Annotated in this window: 18 protein-coding genes and 2 CRISPR repeat arrays (1 of these 20 only partly in view); all 18 genes read right to left on the bottom strand. The window is 39.2% G+C overall.

The genetic code is table 11. The features are described 5' to 3' along the window. Nucleotides 1–257: direct repeats of the CRISPR family, unit length 30 nt; unit sequence GTTTCAATTCCTCATAGGTACGATACAAAC; it reaches 519 nt to the left of the window's first position. 182 nt (nt 258–439) lie between these two features. The 18 genes from cas6 to cmr1 all read right to left on the bottom strand — a co-directional run bounded on the left by cas6 (nt 440) and on the right by cmr1 (nt 22,022). Continuing rightward, nucleotides 440–1,189 carry a CRISPR-associated endoribonuclease Cas6 gene (gene cas6 / locus NSS60_RS04535; RefSeq protein WP_004889388.1) on the bottom strand — a complete coding sequence of 250 codons (750 nt, stop codon included), beginning with the start codon at nt 1,187–1,189 and terminating at the stop codon, nt 440–442. Nucleotides 1,190–1,203: 14 nt separating this feature from the next. Continuing rightward, the gene (gene cas2 / locus NSS60_RS04530) at nt 1,204–1,467 is read right to left on the bottom strand and encodes a CRISPR-associated endonuclease Cas2 (RefSeq protein WP_035019157.1); all 264 of its coding nucleotides are present in this window, start codon (nt 1,465–1,467) and stop codon (nt 1,204–1,206) included. A 9-nt stretch (nt 1,468–1,476) separates the two neighbouring features. Further along, nucleotides 1,477–2,478 carry a type I-B CRISPR-associated endonuclease Cas1b gene (gene cas1b / locus NSS60_RS04525; RefSeq protein ID WP_004889384.1) on the bottom strand — a complete coding sequence of 334 codons (1,002 nt, stop codon included), beginning with the start codon at nt 2,476–2,478 and terminating at the stop codon, nt 1,477–1,479. A 1-nt stretch (nt 2,479) separates the two neighbouring features. Then, a complete protein-coding gene (gene cas4 / locus NSS60_RS04520) occupies nt 2,480–2,977 on the bottom strand; it encodes a CRISPR-associated protein Cas4 (RefSeq protein ID WP_004889383.1) in 498 nt (165 codons plus the stop codon). Between the two features lie 30 nt (nt 2,978–3,007). Next, nucleotides 3,008–5,347: a CRISPR-associated helicase Cas3' gene (cas3, locus tag NSS60_RS04515; protein ID WP_004889381.1), complete on the bottom strand. Its 2,340-nt coding sequence runs from the start codon at nt 5,345–5,347 to the stop codon at nt 3,008–3,010. After that, nucleotides 5,335–6,021: a CRISPR-associated protein Cas5 gene (gene cas5 / locus NSS60_RS04510; RefSeq protein ID WP_035018527.1), complete on the bottom strand. Its 687-nt coding sequence runs from the start codon at nt 6,019–6,021 to the stop codon at nt 5,335–5,337. The genes cas3 and cas5 overlap by 13 nt, the downstream gene beginning before the upstream one ends. A gap of 13 nt (nt 6,022–6,034) precedes the next feature. Continuing rightward, complete coding sequence (locus NSS60_RS04505) at nt 6,035–7,006, bottom strand: CRISPR-associated protein (protein ID WP_004889379.1); 972 nt, start codon at nt 7,004–7,006, stop codon at nt 6,035–6,037. A 12-nt stretch (nt 7,007–7,018) separates the two neighbouring features. Further along, on the bottom strand, nt 7,019–9,034 hold the full coding sequence (locus tag NSS60_RS04500; protein WP_004889377.1) for a hypothetical protein: 2,016 nt from the start codon (nt 9,032–9,034) through the stop codon (nt 7,019–7,021). 212 nt (nt 9,035–9,246) lie between these two features. Beyond that, a CRISPR array of direct repeats spans nt 9,247–11,372; the repeat unit is 30 nt; unit sequence GTTTCAATTCCTCATAGGTACGATACAAAC. Nucleotides 11,373–11,569: 197 nt separating this feature from the next. Beyond that, nucleotides 11,570–12,082 carry a hypothetical protein gene (locus tag NSS60_RS04495; protein WP_064214009.1) on the bottom strand — a complete coding sequence of 171 codons (513 nt, stop codon included), beginning with the start codon at nt 12,080–12,082 and terminating at the stop codon, nt 11,570–11,572. Continuing rightward, nucleotides 12,045–13,349: a tetratricopeptide repeat protein gene (locus tag NSS60_RS04490; protein ID WP_004889364.1), complete on the bottom strand. Its 1,305-nt coding sequence runs from the start codon at nt 13,347–13,349 to the stop codon at nt 12,045–12,047. Before NSS60_RS04490 ends, NSS60_RS04495 begins: the two co-directional genes overlap by 38 nt. A gap of 26 nt (nt 13,350–13,375) precedes the next feature. After that, on the bottom strand, nt 13,376–14,359 hold the full coding sequence (gene dprA / locus NSS60_RS04485) for a DNA-processing protein DprA (RefSeq protein ID WP_004889362.1): 984 nt from the start codon (nt 14,357–14,359) through the stop codon (nt 13,376–13,378). Nucleotides 14,360–14,380: 21 nt separating this feature from the next. Then, nucleotides 14,381–15,871: an HAD-IA family hydrolase gene (locus NSS60_RS04480; RefSeq protein ID WP_004889361.1), complete on the bottom strand. Its 1,491-nt coding sequence runs from the start codon at nt 15,869–15,871 to the stop codon at nt 14,381–14,383. Nucleotides 15,872–15,975: 104 nt separating this feature from the next. Next, nucleotides 15,976–17,118: a type III-B CRISPR module RAMP protein Cmr6 gene (gene cmr6, locus NSS60_RS04475; protein ID WP_004889359.1), complete on the bottom strand. Its 1,143-nt coding sequence runs from the start codon at nt 17,116–17,118 to the stop codon at nt 15,976–15,978. A gap of 4 nt (nt 17,119–17,122) precedes the next feature. Continuing rightward, nucleotides 17,123–17,503 (bottom strand): type III-B CRISPR module-associated protein Cmr5, encoded by a 381-nt coding sequence (cmr5, locus tag NSS60_RS04470; protein WP_004889358.1) that lies wholly within the window; start codon nt 17,501–17,503, stop codon nt 17,123–17,125. Nucleotides 17,504–17,508: 5 nt separating this feature from the next. Then, a complete protein-coding gene (gene cmr4, locus NSS60_RS04465; RefSeq protein ID WP_004889356.1) occupies nt 17,509–18,396 on the bottom strand; it encodes a type III-B CRISPR module RAMP protein Cmr4 in 888 nt (295 codons plus the stop codon). 1 nt (nt 18,397) lies between these two features. Further along, nucleotides 18,398–19,522, bottom strand: coding sequence for a type III-B CRISPR module-associated protein Cmr3 (gene cmr3 / locus NSS60_RS04460; RefSeq protein ID WP_035018521.1), 1,125 nt, complete (start codon nt 19,520–19,522; stop codon nt 18,398–18,400). Then, the gene (gene cas10 / locus NSS60_RS04455; RefSeq protein ID WP_004889353.1) at nt 19,519–21,123 is read right to left on the bottom strand and encodes a type III-B CRISPR-associated protein Cas10/Cmr2; all 1,605 of its coding nucleotides are present in this window, start codon (nt 21,121–21,123) and stop codon (nt 19,519–19,521) included. Before cas10 ends, cmr3 begins: the two co-directional genes overlap by 4 nt. Next, nucleotides 21,120–22,022 carry a type III-B CRISPR module RAMP protein Cmr1 gene (gene cmr1 / locus NSS60_RS04450; RefSeq protein WP_340720679.1) on the bottom strand — a complete coding sequence of 301 codons (903 nt, stop codon included), beginning with the start codon at nt 22,020–22,022 and terminating at the stop codon, nt 21,120–21,122. Before cmr1 ends, cas10 begins: the two co-directional genes overlap by 4 nt.

Raw genomic sequence — 22,022 nt, 5'->3', positions numbered from 1 at the left:
TATCCAACGAACACCGTACCAGAGTTTCAATTCCTCATAGGTACGATACAAACGTCGAAAAACGATAGACCCATTTTTGTAAATCAGGCGAAGTTTCAATTCCTCATAGGTACGATACAAACCCGAGCAAGTGGGGGGGACACTTGCTCGGCATTTGAGTTTCAATTCCTCATAGGTACGATACAAACTGGGACCCTGCTCCCCCTGCAACCCCCAGCATTGACCGGGTTTCAATTCCTCATAGGTACGATACAAACCCCAAAAAAGCGTTGATAAATCAACATATGGAAAAGCTATACAACTCTATTATATATCCATCCGAAAATTCAGTCAATACTCTGTATTTATTGATATCACTAAAAAATTCGCATAAAATAAACTGTCGTCGATCCCCCGGGGTTTTTGCACGATTGGAGGTCGACGACAGCTGTGAAATGTTTCACTTTTCTTTTATGATGCGGAACATGCCGAATCCTTGTGAGTTTCGTCCACCGATACCTACACGGTACAAAAACGTTAAATTTTCCGGAGAAGAAATGAGCTTATACCGCCCTTTCCACGCTGTAATGTAAAAGCCTTTAAAGCTCGTTACGACCCGATCGCATTTTCGAACATCGACAGGTTCGATGAGTAGCCGATCGCTTGGTGGAACACCGTAATATGCTTCATATTTGTTATAAAAATTCCGTTCTATTAAATGTGAAAACACTTCGTCGTCCGGATCAAAAAACTGTGTTTTTTTCTTTCCATCCAACGTCTCGTACGTGCTATATACCGTCATCGGTGACAACATATCTATTTCAATTTCACTCTGTTCAATCGTTCGCTTTTCCGTTTCAACTCGCTCAATGATGACACGTTGATCACCGATGTTTACATATGGCTGAAGCAACAAATACTCCCCTAACTGTTGCGTCAGTTCAGGAAGCACAGTGCCAATGTGCCATTGAAATGAATCAATAAATGTGATCATTTTCGTACGATGTTCAATATGATGATCACCAAACAGGCGACTAAAAGTGAACAACTTAAACGATCGTTTTTCTTTCTGAAATCCATGATCATGTAAAAAATGAGCAAATGCTTTATCACTTAGTGACTGATATATTAACCCTTGTAAATATTGCTGGTAATGAAGCGGAAGGGATACCGTTCCATCTGTTCCTCGCAATGTAATCGTTAATCGCATTCGTTTCTTCCCCTCTACAAAATAAATTCCTCTCCGCCTTTTTTCAAACCAAACTCTTCACGCTTCGAATATTTTTGTGTACGAAACGTGTAAAAAATAACAGAGTCCTCATTCGGATGCATAATGGCTTGTAGTTCAATTTTTAGCTTCTTATAATTTGCTTCTGATAGCTCCCCTTCAAACACAGAATTTTGTACCCAATGAAGATATTTACGGGCAATTTTTAACGCTTTCGCTACGCGCTTCTCATTAAAATCATAAACTAAAATAACAAACAAATCCATCACCTACCATTTTGCTGCGTACGGTTCGTACTCTTTTTCCCCTAACAAATGTTTCTGAATTTTATACAACTCAAGACGGATGAGTCGTCGATACGATACAGATTTTCCTAAATGACGATGTTGTACCGTCGTTTGCATCTTCTTTTCTAACTCGCTCACAAATATTTTTCTTCCTTCTTCTGACAATAATATACCGTCCGTTAGCTTATCGAAATGCTTTTTTACTAGCATTTTTTTGTTAATTAATGAAAAAATGAGACGATCAACAATAATAGGCTTAAATATTTCGGCAACATCTAGATGAAGTGAAAACCGCCGAAAATTCGTACTATGCAAAAAACCAATGCGGGGATCTAAGTACGTTTTGTATATTTCACTCAAACACATCGTATACACGATGGAATTTCCAAAGCTAATGAGTGCATTCAAGCGATTATGCGGTGGGCGCTTTGTTCTCTTTTCAAATACGAAATCAGGGTGACGAATAATCGTATCAAACGTACTATAATATTTTTCACGCACATGCCCTTCCAATGCCATCAATTGCTCGACCGATTGAGCGTCAGAAAGCAAAAGTGACTCCTTTTCGAAATCATGTAGTACGTTATCAAAAACATCCTTCGCCTCTAAACGAGAACGGTAATATTTTAGCACGCGACCCATTTGCTGGATCGATCCCTCAATAAATCGGCGCGCCAAATTTAAACGCTTCCTCCCATCCAAATAGTGCTCCGCTTGTTTTAAAATTACATGCCCCGCGTTCAAATGTTCGCGCGGATAAAACGAACCAACATAATAACCATAATGGTTAAAATAATGAACGATAATTTGCTTTTGTGAAGCAAACTCAAGAAAGCGCTTCGATACATCGACTTCTCCAAAAATGTATATATCACTTGTATTTTCAACAGGAATATACTTTTTTCGCCCTTCTGTTTCGAAATACAAGCTATGATCTTTGCGACGCAACTCACCATTTTGAAAGATGTACAATGTTCGTTTCATTTCATTCCTCCGCCCAACAATATTCTCGATACGCACATTTTGCACAAAATTGGATTTTCTTTGGTTTCGGTGGTACTGGCATACGCAAGATGCGCTGAATTTCCTTAACCGCCCGCTCTAGCTCCACCCTTGCTTCCTCCGTCCATTCAACCACTTCTTTTTTCCGTTCTTCTGGAAAAAGCAGCTCCCCCCTTGCCTCAATTCCCATTCGACGTAAGTAATCCAAGTAGTACAAAAGCTGCATAGTTGCACTTTTCATATATCGCGACGATTTTTTTACTTCTCCCACAACAAGTTGTCCATCTTCTTGACGAACGCGATCAATCACAATATTTCCAAATGATAACTCTTTTTTATTTCTCCGATAGTATATTTCCGAAATAAAACGCCCAAGATCAAGTGATTCATCTTCCTGATCAGGTGCGATTTGATGTTTCATCAACCAAACTTCACGATGACAAATGTAGTAATACCATATGTCTGTCCCAGTTACAGGCATGTTGTAGTCTTCCATATACACTCTCCTTTCTCAAATAATGCAATCAAATTGTTCATCGAAAGGAAAAGTTAGACCGAGCTTCGGATGGTATGCTTCTGTATCTTCTAGAAGCGGGATTTTTTTTTGTAAAAATTGTTCTTTGCTTGCAACTTTTAAAGCATATTTAATTGGAACATTAACAACAAACGCATGCACAAGAATCATAAAACGTTTTCTTTCTTCAAGCGATAAATGTTTTAGCCATGTTTGGTCTTGAAATCTTTCGTACAATTCCATGGGACAATGAACACCGTAATGCTTCATTAACCTCATAACATCCAGCGATACATGCTGTATGTACTCATCCCAATCCCAGTTTACAAATAGGGATAGCTTTAAATAACCTTTTCCGAAAGGTTCATACTCGCTAAGCTTGTTCCAATTCCCTTCATATGCTTCTTGGATCATTCTTTTTGTCGCCTCATAAGTGTTGTAAGTAAACATTTTTTCGTAATATTTTTGAACGACTGAAGTAAGCTCAAACTCCGTCCATATTTCTTTTTCCATTAAAATTTCATCCGTTATACTTGTTAAAAAACGATCGTAAATTGGATGTCGCGTATCCTTCTCTCCTTCACGATAAAATGGCATTATCCAAAATAATCCTTTTTCTTTTTCTAAGTGTCGATTAACCCGCCCCGCTGCCTGAACAATAGAAGGTAAAATCGCATTCGCTCGAACAACTGTTTCAAAACTCACGTCTACACCAGCTTCAATAATTTGCGTGGATATAACTGTTGTCGGCAATTGCTCTAGTAAACGAGACTGGATTTGTTTAATGACTGCTTGTTTATGAATCGGAATCATGAGTCCATGAAGAAGATAAACATTTGTTTCTAACGATTTGAGCTCTTTATAAACTCGATATGCATCTTCAATCGTATTCAAAATCATCGCCTTTGATTGACTACTGCATTTTGTTAAAAACATGGCAGCTTGTTTTTCATCCATTTTTTCTGTTCGCTTCACTACGTAACGATTATGCGCCTCAACTGCTTGCACAGTTAATGAAACCGGTGGCTTTGACAGTCCGTACTGAAAAGGTGGCATCGTAGCCGATAGGAAAATAACACGCAAATCATAACGTTCTGCCATCGCCTCCAATCCCAACAAAAACACATTCCAGCCCTCTGGTTGAAATATTTGCGGTTCATCAATAATGATGACGCTTTTCTCTAAAAAGCTTCGACGCAATGTATGTTGAGCTCTTTTTGGAAACATTGCCCTCGTCCACTGTTGAAAGCTTGTGCATACAATTCCATTAGCCCACGATTCAATTGCGAGTGAGAGCCGATCTTCATCATCTGCTAGTGAAAGTCGTTTTTTATCCTCTTTCAGCATAGATAGCGAATGATGTTCCAATACATTTTGATTTAATGCTTCCTCTATCGTTTTAGCTGTTTGTTCAATAATAGATAAATACGGTGCTATATAAATTATTTTTTTATAATCGTACGTTTTGAGCATTTCAAGTGCCAAATGTAAGGAAGCAATTGTCTTACCGTAACCAGTAGGCATATTTACCGTGTAAAAACGAGAAGAATGATTACGTCGCCACTCATCAATAATTTTTTCCTTCGCTTGTTGACGCGCAGATGACATAGGATGTGAAGTTTTTTTGGCACAATATTTTTGTAAATGAACGAACGATTCATCACGTTGCCAAACAGGTATAATTGTTGGGCAGATGCTTTTTACATCGAACCGATCTCCTGAAATGAGTGCTGTCGTATAATGTCGCCATCGTTGTATTTCGCTCATCCAGTACCGGTAATGACTCTCTTGGTAAGATGTGTCTAATTGTTGTAAAACTTCTTCAACAATCTCATCGACTCTCCAAACCCATTCAGACAATTGTTCCTTTTGAACATATAAATGTGGAATATACTTGTTCAAAAAAGCAACATATCCATCTACATCGATTTTTTCCCACTCGTATTGTTTTACCCAATTTATGTAACTTAAAGTATGAAGATCGCTATGGTGGTCAGCGATGTCACGCAATAGCCAAAGCCATTCACGGCAATACTTCTCCCAAACTTTCTCTTTTTCTAAATACTGATAAGCTAAATAAGAAAAGAGAAAGGCGCTGCTCGGAGCATGAGCAGGCCCTTTTGTACCAATTCCTCTAATGTAAGTTTGCCAGTCAATATGTGCTTTTGTCATATCGTGACATAATCCTGCTAAAATGAGCAATACTTTAATATGCGGATCATCTGCCCAATTCTTCATCCATTCACAAACGTTTGTTAAATGACTTTCTAACGTATACTTCCTGTTTTGATCATCAGGACGAGCAATACATTCTGAAAATGGGATTAAATAAGACATACATATCCCCCTAAGTGAGAAATCAATGAAAATCCATCTTCTTTATAATCCTTTTTCACTTGTATCGTCATTGGTTTCCCATTTTTTTCATATAAAAAACTTAAAGAATGGGAAAATGTACGCTTGCCTTGATAGTACCGCAAAAATCCTCCTGCACGACACAAATGTTTTTCATTTTCAAACTCAATATGCTCGACAATGGAAGTAGGCACGACAGATAGTATGTCAATCATTTCTGTTGTTAGGACAGCTTCATTGACAGTAAAAACTTCTACGTTAAATGGTTTTGTCAAAGCATACGCCACACCTAAATAAGTATGATACGTGCAGTGATCTGCCTTTAACTTCTCCGCGAGCGCATCCACATATTCCTCTCCTGCGTAAAAAATACGATAATGCGGAGAAACAATGAGCTCAATCGTTGTCGGTCGATTAAATTGCTTCCCATCTTCTTTACCAAACATAGATAGCTGTTGAGAAATGGTACGAACCGGCGACATGATTTGAATGCCAATTTGATCGTTTGTTTGGAAATCTTCTACTCCAATAATTGCTCCAATTAACCCTTTAGCAGCAGTAATAGACATAAAAGGATACGTTAAATGCGTAGCTGTCGTATCTGGTCTGCGGAAATGGGCAACATGGCCTTTTACTTCGAATGAAACTACTTTCATTTTGTTCACCGCTTTACCATAAAGGTTGCTCGTAAGCTGACGTATTTCCTATTACATGTAAACGATCATCTCTCCATATGCGAACATTGTGTATTTTATGATTGTACTTTTCAATAACATGTAAGAGATTGCTGACATCAAGTTGAACTTCTTTTAATGAAGAAGGACGCTTTCCATCTTTTCTCCATACATCTCCTTCTGGCAAGAGAGTAATATAATCTTCTAAGTAACCAATTCGGAAAAAAGGGTCGTTGTACTCGATATGAACGAGAAAAAGAGGTTGTTGCTGTCCTCGTCCACGTGCTTGACGATGCAACGTCCCGCGCCATAATGCTCTCAGTAACAACTCTTGGTCTTCTGGTGTCATATGAGAATGTTCTGCGTTTTTGGCGTTAATCACCCCTGACATTGCAAAAACAGCAAATGGAACAATGTACGATGTCCAAATCGTCCCTTGCGTTTTTCCTTGTTCCTCGTTTCCTTTTGCATCTACCTTCTCATCAGAACTAGGCATGACGACCGTTCCTTGAACATACTGACTATCGACAGGATGAAGCGAATGAGCCCATCCAAACTGAACAGGACCTGTTAAATGAAACTTCGGTGTAACAGAGTATACGATTCCAAACGTCCTCGCATCAAAACTATGCTCGAGCAAAACAGATTTCATATCTTGTTTCGCCTCTTTTTCCTTACCAACTTGACCTACAATCCATTGCGCAAGACTTTGTCGGCCTAATAATTTTCCTTTTTCATTCATTCTTTCCTGCACAAAAATGTAGTTACGCTTCGATGATCCGCCGTCTTTTTCTTCCTCCAGCACATAATCGCGAACATCACGTTTTATACTCACATCACTTAACGAAATTCGTCCATCTTCTTCTGGGAATATTCGTCGCACATCACTGTCTTGAAGTGGATCACGATTAGGAATTCCGTCTTTTACAGATTTAACAAATAAAATTTCTCCATTACGAATGCTCATATTTGGATCCTCCTATTCTTTTGCTACTTGATCATACATTAAATATCCAGACCAAAAAGCTGTCATCATGTGTTCTTTTTTATTGGCTAGCCATCCTTCCTCCTTCGCACGAAGAAACCCAATCAATACATACGCCAATGTTGTTCGAAAGTTTTCTTTGATTCCTAAATCCCATTGCCTTGCCAACTCTTCACAACGAATCAACCCATTTTTCCAAATCATTTCTGGATTTAACTTACTACCAAATTTCATCACTCGGTGGTTTATAAAATCCTTTTTCGTTTTTGCTCCGTATGACCTTGAAAATTGTCGCAACGCTAGCCCAGATACAAACCCTAACGATTCTGGTGATGTTAAATCGTTAGCCGTTATCGTTCCTTCATGATATTTTGTAGCTAGCACAAGAAAATCTTGCAACGTTATCCCCTCCCTTTGATCGTTTAACACAATTTGATAATAAACGTCTAAAAAATACATAAAGCTATAATAAAAGACAAGCTCTTGACGCATAGAAAATATTTGCTGTTTATTTGCTAATTCCGTTAACTTTCGAGCAACCACCTGACAAATGCGCTCCATTCGAATCGGTTGTCGATGAAATACAGATTGCATACTACTCCAAACGTACCCCGGACCATATGCGTTCGCTAGCATCGCTGGCAAAGAAGAGAGTCGAACATCTTCTTTGTTCTCGTCCCGATCTAGTCCAAACAACTCACGTATCGAAAATAGTTCCGAACGGTTCAACCTTTTTAAAATTTGTTGCACTTTACTTGCGACACTAGGGATAACGTCATCAATAACTGCGCGAATATGCACATCCCCTCTCGATAAATCCCCAGAATAATATAAAAGCATGAGACGATAGTCATCCGTACTTTCTGGAACGATAATCCCATCTAATGCTGCCAACAGTTTCATATGTAGCGCTTCTCTGCTATGCTCCTCTTTTTTTAGAATCCGCCTATATTTTTTGAATAACTGTTTAACTTCACCATCATGTAAAGGAAGTATGAGGGGAACACCAAAAATTTTTTCAAAACTAGATGACTTCATTTTCTTTTTCGCTTCTACGTTTGTATGAGGGGAAAATATCTCTTTTAACGTCGCGTTGGATAACGATACAGTTAGTTGTTTTAAAAGCTGAGCACCATATAAAAATGCTTCGTATGAGTGGCGATCCACCTTAATTCCTCTCGTCCACTCTTTATCCCCCCAATAAATCGACTTCGGTGCTTCCCATGTCGAAGATAACCATAACCATGATTTGTTATAAATCGATACAACTTCTGTTTCTATTTTGTTTGTAAACGTTGAAACTTGATTTATGTCTCTTCCCAGTGTTTTTGCCTCATCTAAACGTGCCGAGATAATTGCTTCTATCAACATTTTCCCATCCAAATACACAGACTTGTCCGTCTCAATACGACTATCTCCGATTTTTATATATCGTTGCGGATCTAGCTGTTGGGAGGCGTATTGATAAGCAGGAAATAAAGGATTTACAATCATGAGGATTCCTAGCTGCTTCTCCTCATAAACAAACGTTGCTACTTGTCGTGACAATAAATCAGCAATTTTCTTCGCATAGGAAAACTTCTGCTCATTATCCATATGTCGCATACAAAGTGTTCTTTCAAAACGAGGAAAAAGCATTTCTTTTGCAAATTCACCGCTGTTTTTAAGCATTTTTATGTGGCGATCATACATTAAGTAACATGGCAGCGCATATGAGCCTTGGGCATTTAGCGGATTCCCACCATTAGGATAAATGATAGGAAAGGCAACGTTTTTAGCTCTATCAACAACAAACGTTTCTTTTTTACCTTCCTTCACCTTTTCTCCTATTCTCATCAAACGAACGTTCACTTGTTCCTCTATGCATTCCACAACCCAGACGTGCTCAAAAAAATTCTTGCAAGCTTCATTATCTACATCCGTTAACAAACGAATACGCTCCGTTAAAGGTAAATCACTACTCACAAGCGACTCGCCTACTCGAACAACTGCTTCTGCTAGCAAAATCACACCTCGTTTCTAAATAAACTAACCTACCATAAAATACGACATAAAAGGAATATATTCCTTCTAAATTAATATAACTCTTTGAAATAAGTAACATAAAAACAGAGGTTGAGGATAGCTGACCAGCGCTCTAAAAAATAAAAAGGATTAGTAGGAAATTAAGGAAACTACCCCTAACACAAAACATTACAAAGTAAATATAAAACTGATCACAATGGCAAACTCCTCATAGGTACGATACAAACTTGTAAATATGGTATGAAAAAGTTGAACAAATGTCGTGTTTCAATTCCTCATAGGTACGATACAAACTGAATTGTATAGGTTTTATAAATGGTCGAAGATGTTGTTTCAATTCCTCATAGGTACGATACAAACCGGCAAGACAGGCTTGTCTAGCCTCCCGCTTCGACTGGTTTCAATTCCTCATAGGTACGATACAAACTCAAGTGGAGCCAATTGCGTCTCTCGAAATCAAAGGCTTGTTTCAATTCCTCATAGGTACGATACAAACCTAAATTCAACTTATCAGATGTCATCAACGGGGCGCCGTTTCAATTCCTCATAGGTACGATACAAACCAGGCACAAAACAAAACCGGGCGCGTCAATAACTGAGTGGTTTCAATTCCTCATAGGTACGATACAAACGCCAGTATTATTACATGCTAAAAGCTCATGAACTCCTGTTTCAATTCCTCATAGGTACGATACAAACGGTGTGGATCCGTTTGCGTTTGTGCGTTGGCACTATGAGTTTCAATTCCTCATAGGTACGATACAAACTTTAACGGTCATTGGCTCTGTTTTGGCTGGGATTGGTGGTTTCAATTCCTCATAGGTACGATACAAACTCCTCAACCGTATCTTGATCCACTTGATACCCTTCTGGTTTCAATTCCTCATAGGTACGATACAAACCAGTTGGAACATGATATACCCCCCATTTTTTTAAAAGTTTCAATTCCTCATAGGTACGATACAAACTCTGTTGTTGCATATATTGCTCGATAGCCAAAAAGAGTTTCAATTCCTCATAGGTACGATACAAACTCTCGAACCCGAATGAACAGCAGCAGGAGAAGTCCGTTTCAATTCCTCATAGGTACGATACAAACCAGCAAGCTCCAACTTATAATCTTTCCCGTGTAATCTCCGTTTCAATTCCTCATAGGTACGATACAAACTTTTTGCTACACATAATCATATCAATATGATCGCGAAGTTTCAATTCCTCATAGGTACGATACAAACCGGGAAATTGGTGATACACGACCCGCGATTGTTTAATGGTTTCAATTCCTCATAGGTACGATACAAACCGTTCGCGTGATTTTGTTATTCTTTTTTCGTCTGTTGCGTGTTTCAATTCCTCATAGGTACGATACAAACGGGGCGGGTTTTAAGTATGTTAATGATCCGAAAGACTTGTTTCAATTCCTCATAGGTACGATACAAACCGATTCTTTTTTTACTCTCACTTTTGCGCGGAAGGAGAAGTTTCAATTCCTCATAGGTACGATACAAACAGATAAGGAATCCTGGACAGTACTCCAAGCAATATCTTGTTTCAATTCCTCATAGGTACGATACAAACTCATGTGTATGGTGTGGAGTTACTTCATGCATTCACGTTTCAATTCCTCATAGGTACGATACAAACACTGAACAAGTTTATATCACTTCAGGTAATTTAGAATGTTTCAATTCCTCATAGGTACGATACAAACGATCGTTTTTCTATGGTCTGAATCAAACGCAATAAATGAGTTTCAATTCCTCATAGGTACGATACAAACAAACGGACTATCAGGAAGCCACCCGATCGCCAGCGCAGCGTTTCAATTCCTCATAGGTACGATACAAACGCGCCAGCACCTTCGCCAACAACAACCTTTCCATCTTTGTTTCAATTCCTCATAGGTACGATACAAACTCTACACGTTCCCAAGTTTTTGACTGTGGATTCCACGGTTTCAATTCCTCATAGGTACGATACAAACATTGTGTGCTTGCTTTAGAGAATAGGGAAATTTCTAGTGTTTCAATTCCTCATAGGTACGATACAAACTGTTGACATGTAGACACATGTGTGTTATTCTATACTGTTTCAATTCCTCATAGGTACGATACAAACTCGCTCCACGCCGCGCGCATGGGGACCCCAAAACCCCAGTTTCAATTCCTCATAGGTACGATACAAACCCACACCCCCCTTCCGCTCGCCGCTAGGGCGAGCCGAGGTTTCAATTCCTCATAGGTACGATACAAACGTACCAATCAAAGTTTAAAACCTTGTGAACCGTTTGGAAGTTTCAATTCCTCATAGGTACGATACAAACCCAAAAAAGCGTTGATAAATCAACATATGGAAAAGCTATACAACTCTATTATATATCCATCCGAAAATTCAGTCAATACTCTGTATTTATTGATATCACTAAAAAATTCGCATAAAATAAACTGTCGTCGATCCCCCGGGGTTTTTGCACGATTGGAGGTCGACGACAGTTGTGAATAAATTCACAATAAGTAGATTTTACAGTACTTTACTTATGATACGTTCAAATTCAATATAAATATGGTACACTTCGTCAAATAAATTCAAATCACCTTGTACATATGTGCATGAATTCTTATTTTTGTTTTCTATATTTACCCAAACAAGACGATCTCTAGAGCGAATTTCATAGCATATTCTTACATAATCACGATGAATAATATGAACTCCAAAATGGTAGTTAATGATTAAATAGCGAGCAAATTCATCGACTTGATTGTCCTTTATTTTTTTCATCGGAAACAAGCGGACAAGTAAAGGATAAATGTCATCCATAGCATCAATCATCTCCACAGATGTACAACAGAAAAATTTATTGTAATGGCACTTTATTCCACCAACTTTTCTCTCTTTCGTCCCGATCTCTAATATAAAATGATATGGGTGATCTTTTCTGGAATATATAACTAAATCGTAAGCGTGCAACTTCTTTTCAATTTCATGAAACAAATCATCAGGACATTGAGGGGCTTTTGGGATGATATCGCTCATCTTTCACCTCACAAACGTATTGTGCAATTTGGGAACGCTGTTTTTTCGCAAAATCAAATGACTCTTCGATAAAAAACGTTACCTTTTTTCCCTCTTGCACAAGTTTCTTCGGAAAACGTACATCAGATGTTTTAAAATAAATTTTTTGCTTATTGCCATATTCAATAAACCCTGCTTTTCCATTCGGAAGAAGCTTGCAAATCGTTCCTTCGTGTCGTGGTATCATTCGCTCAATGAGATGAAGCCAAAACTGCTCTAGCGTTCGACGAATATTTGTTGGTAGCTCATATTTCGTGCACATGCACTCATACAGTTTTTTTGTTTTTTCATCCATATGGAAATTATTTTTATTATATATTTCCGCGATGTAAGCAATGTGTGTAAACGCCATATACTCCTCACTTTCAACAAGCCATTCATACATCATTGCATATAACTTTCCACATTTCGTCGGTTCAGCATCACGACTTAAGCAGGCTTTCGCTCCATAATACAATGCTTTCTGTCGCTCTCCTATGTTTTCATAACACTCCGCTATTTCCCGATACATAAACCATGTTGGATGTTTAAGTAACAATTCTTCATATATGCGAACCGCATCGGTCATTTCTCCAAGAAAGCACAAAGAACGCGCTTTTAATCGTAAAAGCCAAACGTCGTTATGATAATGCCAAGAAACCTTTTCTTTTAAAGCCTCGTCTACGATTTTTATACATTGTGTATATTCCTTTAATTCAAACTGAAGCTTTGCTGTTTTCATGACCCACTTTTCGTATGGGGATGGAAACGACTGTTCTCCATTTTTATAAGCATCTTTGCTTAACGAAAATCCTTGAAGACGCTGTAAATAAGCTGAGGCTATCTCCTTATTTGCGTTTTGTTTTGCTAGTAAATAGTCCACGTGTTGCAAATAAATATAACTGTATTCCCCGCGATTCATCTCCTCTAATATACGATCAATGTATCTGATTGTCGCTATATATTTTTCTTCTGGAATATGTTTTTCATTGTAAAAGCGACGAATAATATGCTTATATACTTTAGGAACGAGACTCCGAATAAGATATGCATTTTTCGGAAAGTACTCTAACCCTTTTTTTAGCACGCTCATGCATTCCAAGTGGTATTCACGTTCTGATAAATGTTTTGACAGTTTCAAATAATCATATTTGCTCAATGAACTAGCTTTTTCACAAAACTGTTTTTTTGCTTCCTGTAAATTTCCAGAATCAATGAGTTTCATCATCTCATCAAGTTGACTGACCATACAAAAAACATACCCTTTCTGAAAAATTAATCAAACAAGTTTAATTGCTCAACTATCTTGGAACTAAGTATCGGCTTACTACTTTGTTTATTATCTTCAAGTAGCTCACACTTTTTGTTTTCAATGTTTTGTATAATATAAGGCAGATCACTTGAAGTCTTTAAAGGGATAGCATCTTCTTCTAATAGTTTAAAAATTCCACGAGTTGCTGGAACATCCTCAGTTGGAACAGGACAAAACAATAAGCGATTTTGTTTGCGAGCAAATTGAATCGTGTTTTGTGTTCCCCCTTTGATATCTGTCTGTACTGGACAAACAGCTAAAGACAATCCACTTTGAATACGGTCTCTTTGTACAAATGCGGCTCGAAATGCTGGGGATCCAATTGCTTGCTCAGATATAAGTACCCCCCCATTTTCAATAATTCGGTGTGCTAAATTGGTATTTTCTTTTGGGAAAATTGAATGAAGACCACCTGCTAAAACAGCAATTGTTTTACCTTTTGCATCTAATGCGCCGATATGAGCTTCTGTATCAATTCCTACGGCTAGTCCACTAACAATTCCGTACCCGTTGTCAACAAATATTTCCGCAATCCTTCGTGCAAACTTTTTCCCGATTTCCGTTGGATGGCGTGTGCCTACGATGGCAATATGATTAGATATCCGTAATAAATCAATATTTCCTTTGCAGTAAAGAGCAATCGGAGGATCACCTAGCTTTTTCAATAATTTTGGGTAATACTTGTCTCCAATTGTAATGACGTGTATATCTTGCTTTTGATGATTCCGTATTACTTCTTGTGCTTGCTTTATATATTCTTTCATTATTTTTTCATGAAATAAAACATCTAAAATATCTTTATTTTTAATCACTTTCATTAATATATGCTTTTGTTCATCATCATAAAAATAATTTTCCGTTAACTGTGGTATCGTATCATATATATTCTTTATTCTCTTTGCTCCAAGACCCCGAACAAATGTGAAAGCTAACCATAATGTTTGCATGACGTTCCCCTTTTCTTATCTTCATTTCGTTTTTCCGAGTGCAAGTTTTGTCACATATAAGGCACCTGCTTCAAGAAGTAACTGTTCCCCTGCCCGAAGGGAACTTCCTGATGTTGTAACATCATCTAAAAGGAGTACATGCTTTCCCACAATTTTTTCTCGCTGAAAAACTTTCATCGTTTGCACATGTGACTGTATATTTCTTTCTCCACCATAAGAACTTTTCTCACGGCTTTTCCATCTAACAAGACAATCCGTGCCATCTATCCCTTTCTCTTGTGCAATAAATTGAGCAATTTTACGTATGCCTGTCAAAATATTACGATGATCCGAAGAAGGAAAGCAACATATTACGATTTCGTCTGAAACAAGAGGAGATATGCGCTCGGAAAAATAAGCAATATCCGCCTGCTTTCGCCCCTTTACACCTAATATACGCATAGAGTATTCATCTTCATATTTTTCGTTTGAAAGGTAATTGCATATAAAAAAATTTTCATTTCCTTTGTCATAGTAAAAATGCTGCTTTAGATCATTTTCGAATTGTACAATTTTTTCTACTTGATTTAAAAGAGGGATAGCTTTACCAGTTTTTTCACTACACATTTTTAACCAATGATGAGCAATATGCAATTTCATTCGTGAAAACGGAGTTCGTAATTTCATCTTTGCAAAAAAATATTGTGCTGGGGCGTAATCCATATGAGCAGCAACACGATAAAAATGTTTTGCTTTCTCCCATTTATTTTCCTGCTCAAACAATTGACCAAGTTCAAAAACAGCCTCTGGTATCATCTTCATCACAGCACCATATAACAAATCACGTATATTTTTCCCTTCATAAAGGAGATGAGGGTTTTTACGTAACACCTTCGCAAGATAATATTGTGCAAGTCCATGTCCGTGGTCGCTCGCCTCGTTAAGATATCGGAAATATCCCCAACTATTTCCCTTTTGTTTTTCTTCTAATGCCTGCTCAAAACATTCTCGAGCTATTTTCTGCATATGTTTCTCCTCAGTTAATGTATATTGTAAATCCGAAAAATTTTTAATGATTAAATGAGGCATATAAACAAGTAATTGCTCGACTTCACTATATGTATTCGCATATGCCACAGATGTACAGCCTGCTGCTTTCGCTGCTGCAATATCAGTCGGTTCATTTCCAACGTATATGCAATGTTCAATATGAACATTCATATGTTGAGCACAACGAAATAAAGGGTCTGGATATGGTTTATTTTTCTGATTTTTTTCATAGGAAATAAGTGCATCATAACGAATACCGTGATGTTTTAAAAGCGGCTCAGCATATATGTATGGAGCATTTGTAACAATTCCAATTTTTTTATTTTGAATGCTTTGTAATAACAGATGCACATGAGGATTAACACGAGTAAGGTGAAAATGTCTTATGCACTCGTGCCATGATCTTTTTTCCCTCCATGTCTCTATGGCAGAGGTATCTACTAATGTACCATCAAGATCAAACATCAATGCTTCGTATCCCATAAACATATCCCCTTAAAAAATCCCCATCACTAGGGAATCATATTACATAAATCTGCAAAATTGCCACCGCATCTCTATAAGAGAGCGATGGCATGTCATGATAACTATTCTAGCAATGCACGAACGGCTTGCACCTTCTCGTATTGCCTTTTTCGTTTCGGTTTTACGTTCCATTCGCCAATTTTTTCCCAATATGCTTGTAATGCTCGGGCAGCTTCTTTATTTTTTGTTTCAATGACTTGTTTATATAACTCGGATTTACTTTTTTGCTGGTCTTGTTCGTTTGTTGTTAATCGTTCAATTTCTTTCACTAATCGTTCTTCCGGCGACAAAGAAGCGAGGTACTGTTCTTCTTTTTGTTGCTGTTGTTTTTGCATCTCGCTTTCGATTTGCTCTTTCGCTTGCTTCATAAGCGGAAGAAACTCTTGTTCTGTCACGTCGCGTACGTTACGAAAATAGCCATATCCTGACGATGTTTTTGAACCAATCCCTAATTCCTCAAGTGCTCGCATCGTCCACTCCGTTGCTTTTTTTAATAGCTTCTCTGCCTGTTGATGCTCACGATGTAAACAAGATAAATAAATGTCGACGTCTGTCACTTTCACTGTAAAAAACGAAACAGGTGTCGGAGATTGATCATCTGTCGGCATACCTTTTGTTTCATAGTACTTCTTCATATGCACCGTCATTACTTCTGGAACGAGTTGCAACCCATTCACTAAGTAAACGTCGTAAAACTGCACGCAACCTCGTCGTTGCTGTGTACCGAAAATCGCTGTTGCTTCATTAGACTGTTCGATTGCGGCTTCTTTTCCTTCCCCGTACGCTTCGATCCACCATTGCCGCACGACACCTTTTAAACTTGACGCTGGAATGTATGGAATCCCGTACGTTGGATGAATCGTTAGCGACGTTTCGCGAACGTGACCGGCACCGAGCCCGTGAACCATTTTTCCGACAGGCGTAGCTTTGAGCTTCCGAACAGATGCGATATGCGCAAAAGAAACAAACGAACGCTCACGATGAAGAAGTGCTTGTTTCGCCACTTGTTGAACGTCTGGATGGATGGATACGACAGGAAGACGTTTCGCTACTTTATAGCAACCTTTTTTCTCATCAAACTCATGAGATAGCCCATAATGTAAACGATAAGCTAAATGAGTTAGTTGCTGATCGTTTGCAGCGCGAAAAATCGCATGCGTGTCTTTCGGAAGAAAATATTTTTCTTCTGTGTGACGCTTGTTCATAAGTTCACTCTCCTTGCTTTGCCATGCCGTCTGCAAACTTACGCATCCAGTTTAACAACGCTAATGCTTCCATCGTCCATGCGCGATATTCAGCACTTGATAAACTAATCACTACCTCGACAAACTCTTTATCTTTGAATTTGTCTTTATACTTTTCTTTTAACCAATCTCGCAATGTGCTATAAATCGCATCATATTCTTTCCCTTTTTGAAAACAAAAAGCAAGCGCTTGTCCAAAGCCGTTCACTTGAATAAGCGAAGGCATTTTTTTCACATAAGACCGATACGCCTTAAAATCTTTCACTCCGCCTTCTTTCGCTTTTTTTACTGCCTCAAACGCAAATGTAGCACGGCCATTTTCAATTCCAACACGTGTCGTTTTCATCCCTCTCACACCCCTAGCCAAATCGTTCTCATCATTCCGCGTCCTAATGTGCTATTTCCACCTAATTGAAATACTTCTGGGAACTTACGCTCACCTACTAAGTACGTATAAATTTGTTTGTCATCTTTTAAGTGCTCATCTTTTTTACGTGGATTACCAACATATAAAAAACTATAAAAAATTGTTTCTGGGGGCACGTTTTCTTCGTACCAAAGCGCCCCTTCGTCCACTGTTCCTGTTTCGTCATTAATTTTAATGCGCGCATTGACTTCTGTTGACAATTGAACAAAGTCAGCAAAATCATCATCGGACAACACAACGAGGCGATCGACAATAGGAATGCATACATGCACCCCGAGCCATTGTTCAATTCGTTGAGCGATCGCTTTTGTATTTTCATCCACTTGAACAGAAAACGTATATTCTTCGAGCACGAGTTCACTTTTTCCAACAAGCAGTTTCGTTGTGCTGCACGTATTTTCTTTCGGAACAGGGAGAGCAAGGGCGTCTTTTTTATGCATACTCATCTCATAGTTCCAACGTTGAATCACTTGTGGGCATGTCACCCAAGCGAAAACACCGCGCATCGATTTGACAGGGAAAAGAAGGATGCGTGCATCACTTAACGCGGTAGCACTTGCAACTGTATTATTGTCGTCACCTTTTTCTCCACCGAAAATGAGTTCTAGTTTTTTTTCTTCATCTTTGTTTCCATTTGCAGAAAGCTTCATATGGTAACGAAGCGCTCCTTTCAACGAAGAACTTTCGATTTTCGGAAATCCTGTATGTTTTTCGCGTTGGATCGGTAAGTCGACTAACCCAATTTCACTTCCGCTTCCTGCATGAACAGATGTAACTGCGTGCAATAAAAATGGTTGTACAATTGAATACATGTTATAACTCCTCCTTGCTTTCATTTGCGCTTGTAATCGTAGCGAAACCGAATCCTTCGTGTGCGTTTTCATCCGTAAAATGCATACCGTTTGCTAGTTCCATAAGATGCGGAATATGTTCTTCACTGTCGATTTCCACGTAGATGACAGAACCTGCTGGAATCATCGGCATGCGCTCTTTCGGACGGTGACGAACGATATCCCAGCCACCGTAAAGCTCTGAACGTCCGATTGCGCCTGCTAGCCACTTCACCTTGAGTCCATTCGGTAACGTTACATATTCTCCGTCAAATTGGCGCGGGCGAGTGCCACCTGCGAAAATTGCAGGGGAAAGAAATACGATTTTCGCTTTTTTCGTTTGACGAATGCGACTTGCTATTTTTTCTTTTTCCTTTTCATTCCACAATGAGAACGAATCATTTTGTTGCTGCACGACCCATGGACGATTTTCTCCACCGATGCGCGCAAACGAAACGTTTGAAAAATCAGGGGCGTTCTCAACATATGCCGCAAGCTCCCATCCATCGTGAAAACGGTAATGCGTCGCACGATATAGTTGGCCTTTCTCTGTTATCCGAGCATACGTGTTAAGCTGGATGCCCACTTTTTCTTCCGGAATAACGATGGAAGATAACGAGATAATGTCTGTCATTTCTCTTCCATCTAGCAACGCTTGTTTCCAATGTGTCATGCTTACACAATGATGTTTCGCGTCTTTCGTCTTCGCTCGTTTTGTCGCAATTAAACGCCACGGATTTGAAACGGATGATAGCCCGTTATCTTTTGATAGTTGAAGAGAGTGAGCTGATAGTTTACCATCTTCTTCGATCAATTGATAATCAAGCGGTAGCGGCAAAAACGGCTCATTTCGGTATAGCGTGCAATATTGGAGACGAAACTCTCCGTAATTCTCTGGTGTCCCCATCCACAGACGCACCTGTTCATTCGTCCCTTGTGCAAATTCGTCAAACGACGCATGAGCATGAATGTACGCTGCGCGCAACGCACCGTAAACGGTGCTTGGACGCGGTGGAAACATCGATTCCATCACCGTATGCTCCCCTGCTTCTGTCACGTGATGTGTTTTGAAAAAAAACGTGTCAATTGGTTGTAACGACAATCTCACTTTTTCTCCCCCTCCTTCCTTCTAAAAAACGTCAACATCTTTAACAAATATAAAAAGTCATATCCTGTTTTTGCTACGTCGTGCAATTTCATTAAATCTTCGACGTATGGACGAACATCGACATGTTTAGCTCCTTCACGCTTCGAGCGGTGTAATAAACGATAAAGCTCGAGACGAAGCATATCGTTTTCCTTCCACTTTCCTCCTTGCTCTAATAACGGGGAAAATGCCTCTAAAAAGCGATAAATAAACGTCGATGATAATGTCGTATGAAGCAAGTCGACGAATTTTAGTAATAATTGCGACGTTGTTTCATGTTCAATTTTCCATGGCAACACCGTTTCTAAAATCTCTCCTGCTCCCATATAAATCGAAAGAGCGAGCGCATCTTTTTCTTTTCGGTAGCTTTTCGCCTTTTTCTCTAATTTGCGCACCCCATCAAGCAACATATGTAGTGGTGCTTTTTTATGCCCGATAATCACGCCAAACGAAGCGGTTGCTTCCTTGCCAAGTCCCTTTTCTTGATCGCTAAACGCAAAGCGTAACTGTTCTGCGATTATTAACGCTTTGTCAACAGGGACAAACGCAAGCACATCATCTCCGCCCGCATAAACGAGCTTGCCATCATGTTTTTCGACAATATGCGGAACATGTTGTTGCGCAAAACGCGCAAGTTTTTCACTCACTTCACTATACGCACGTTCTTTGTCGCCGCTAAACAATTTTCCCATGTTGTCTCCATCCATCATAATGATGGCATAATAGTTTCCGTGACCGATGTCCAATACAGAAGGGAATGAGCGGAATTTCGCTCCTGCTTGTTTAAACTTCTCCTCAAAATAAGAGCGAGCTGCGCGTTTTCCTAAACAAACGCCACATAAAAACTCTGAATCTTTAATTTTTCCTGTTTGTTTTTCTTCGTTTTCTCTGTACTCGTAAGCGCGTCTACTCCACGTCTTAACTAACTTTTGCTTAATCGTACCGTACCGATCATTCGGATGAATGTCATCAAGACAAAGCGCCTCTCGTTCTTTACAAACCGTGCAAACGAAACTTGTTTGCGGCACATATTCAAACGTTTTTTCGTTTTTTAACGCTCCAAGGCGTTTCTCTGCCTGCTCTCGCACCTTGTTAAATGGTTCATCTCCATACGGTTCAATCACCCAATATATTTCTAAAAATGAGAGAATTTGCTTTTCGGTTAAGCGCTTTAATTTTTCTTTTTCTTCGTCGCTTAAAGAATGAAACACTTCTTCGATCGCTTGAAAACAAAAGTCCGTAAAAATGTTGCGTACGCTTTGTTCCACTTCCTTTAACCGAGCGTATACTTGCTCTGCACTTCCTTGGACGATCGTAGTAAAACGGTTCGGAATGGATGCAATATGAAAGTTTTTTACATTTGGCTTATTTAACTCTTCTTTCGAAACTTTCGGAAATACCATTTCCGTTGTTTCATCCATTTGATACAACACTTTCATCGCTTCCCGTGCTAAATAAGAAAGAATGTAACTTCCGCTCCATAAATCCTCTGTTCTTCGCGCGGAAGCAATAAATGACTGCACAGGACCAATTGTAAAAATCACGACATGGCGGTTCGTCATAATTTCACCCCGACTATTTTCAAAAACTCGTCTCGTTGACGCTCATAGTTTTTATTCGTATATCGTTCATCATTTGCTTTCACTTCTGTAATAATTGGATAGTATAAGTCGCCCATTTTTCTTACGGTGCACCACAACGGAGAAGCCCATTTTTTCGGGAATGACGCCCATTTTTTCCGGCTCACACACCCAAGATCCCCACGACCGTTCGCTTCGTGCGACGCTTTCCCAAACTTGACTAATATACTTTGTGGAGATTTCTCTCCCTTTCCGACCCAAACGGCCGACAATACCGGATAGCTTGTTTTTACATCCCTTTTTCGCTTTACTACACATCCTTCATGGGAAAACGTAAACGCATCACTTACGCGCAACTGTTGAAGAATTTGTTGTAAGCTATGCGAAAATTGAGCAACGCTTTCCCATTGGTGCTCTGCCCATTGCATTGCACCAAATCCGCGCCGCGCCCGCTGTCCCATGCCAGCGAGATGAAGCATATATTGCACATACAAATCATACGTGTGCACGAGCTGTTCGTGTCGGTTGCGCGCTTGCATCGTTATCGTTACAGAGCAGCCGCTCGGAATCGCTGGAACAGCAGTCCCTTGTTTATGCGGAAGAACATTTTCTTTTTTGGCGCTCACCATCTTTTTTTCTAGCACAAAAGCAACAGGTGATTTTTGTTTGTTGATCATCGTTCCGCCAAACAACGTCTCTTCCTTTTTTAGCAACGTTTCATTGTTATTTTCTTCTTGAAGTGTTCGCCACCAATACCGCAACACACCGCGCCATGATGCGATGCGAAATTCCGCCTGTTGCTTCGGATTCGCCCCATGCATGGCGAGGGGGGTAATTAGTTCCATATCATATGACCGTTTGCAAATGGCTGAATGATTCAT

Origin of the sequence: Anoxybacillus sp. FSL W8-0382 (assembly GCF_038003845.1) — a bacterium.
Taxonomy (GTDB): Bacteria; Bacillota; Bacilli; order Bacillales; family Anoxybacillaceae; genus Anoxybacillus; species Anoxybacillus flavithermus_G.
Note: the sequence above shows the minus strand (reverse complement) of the source record. Positions and strands in the feature narration are given on the sequence as shown.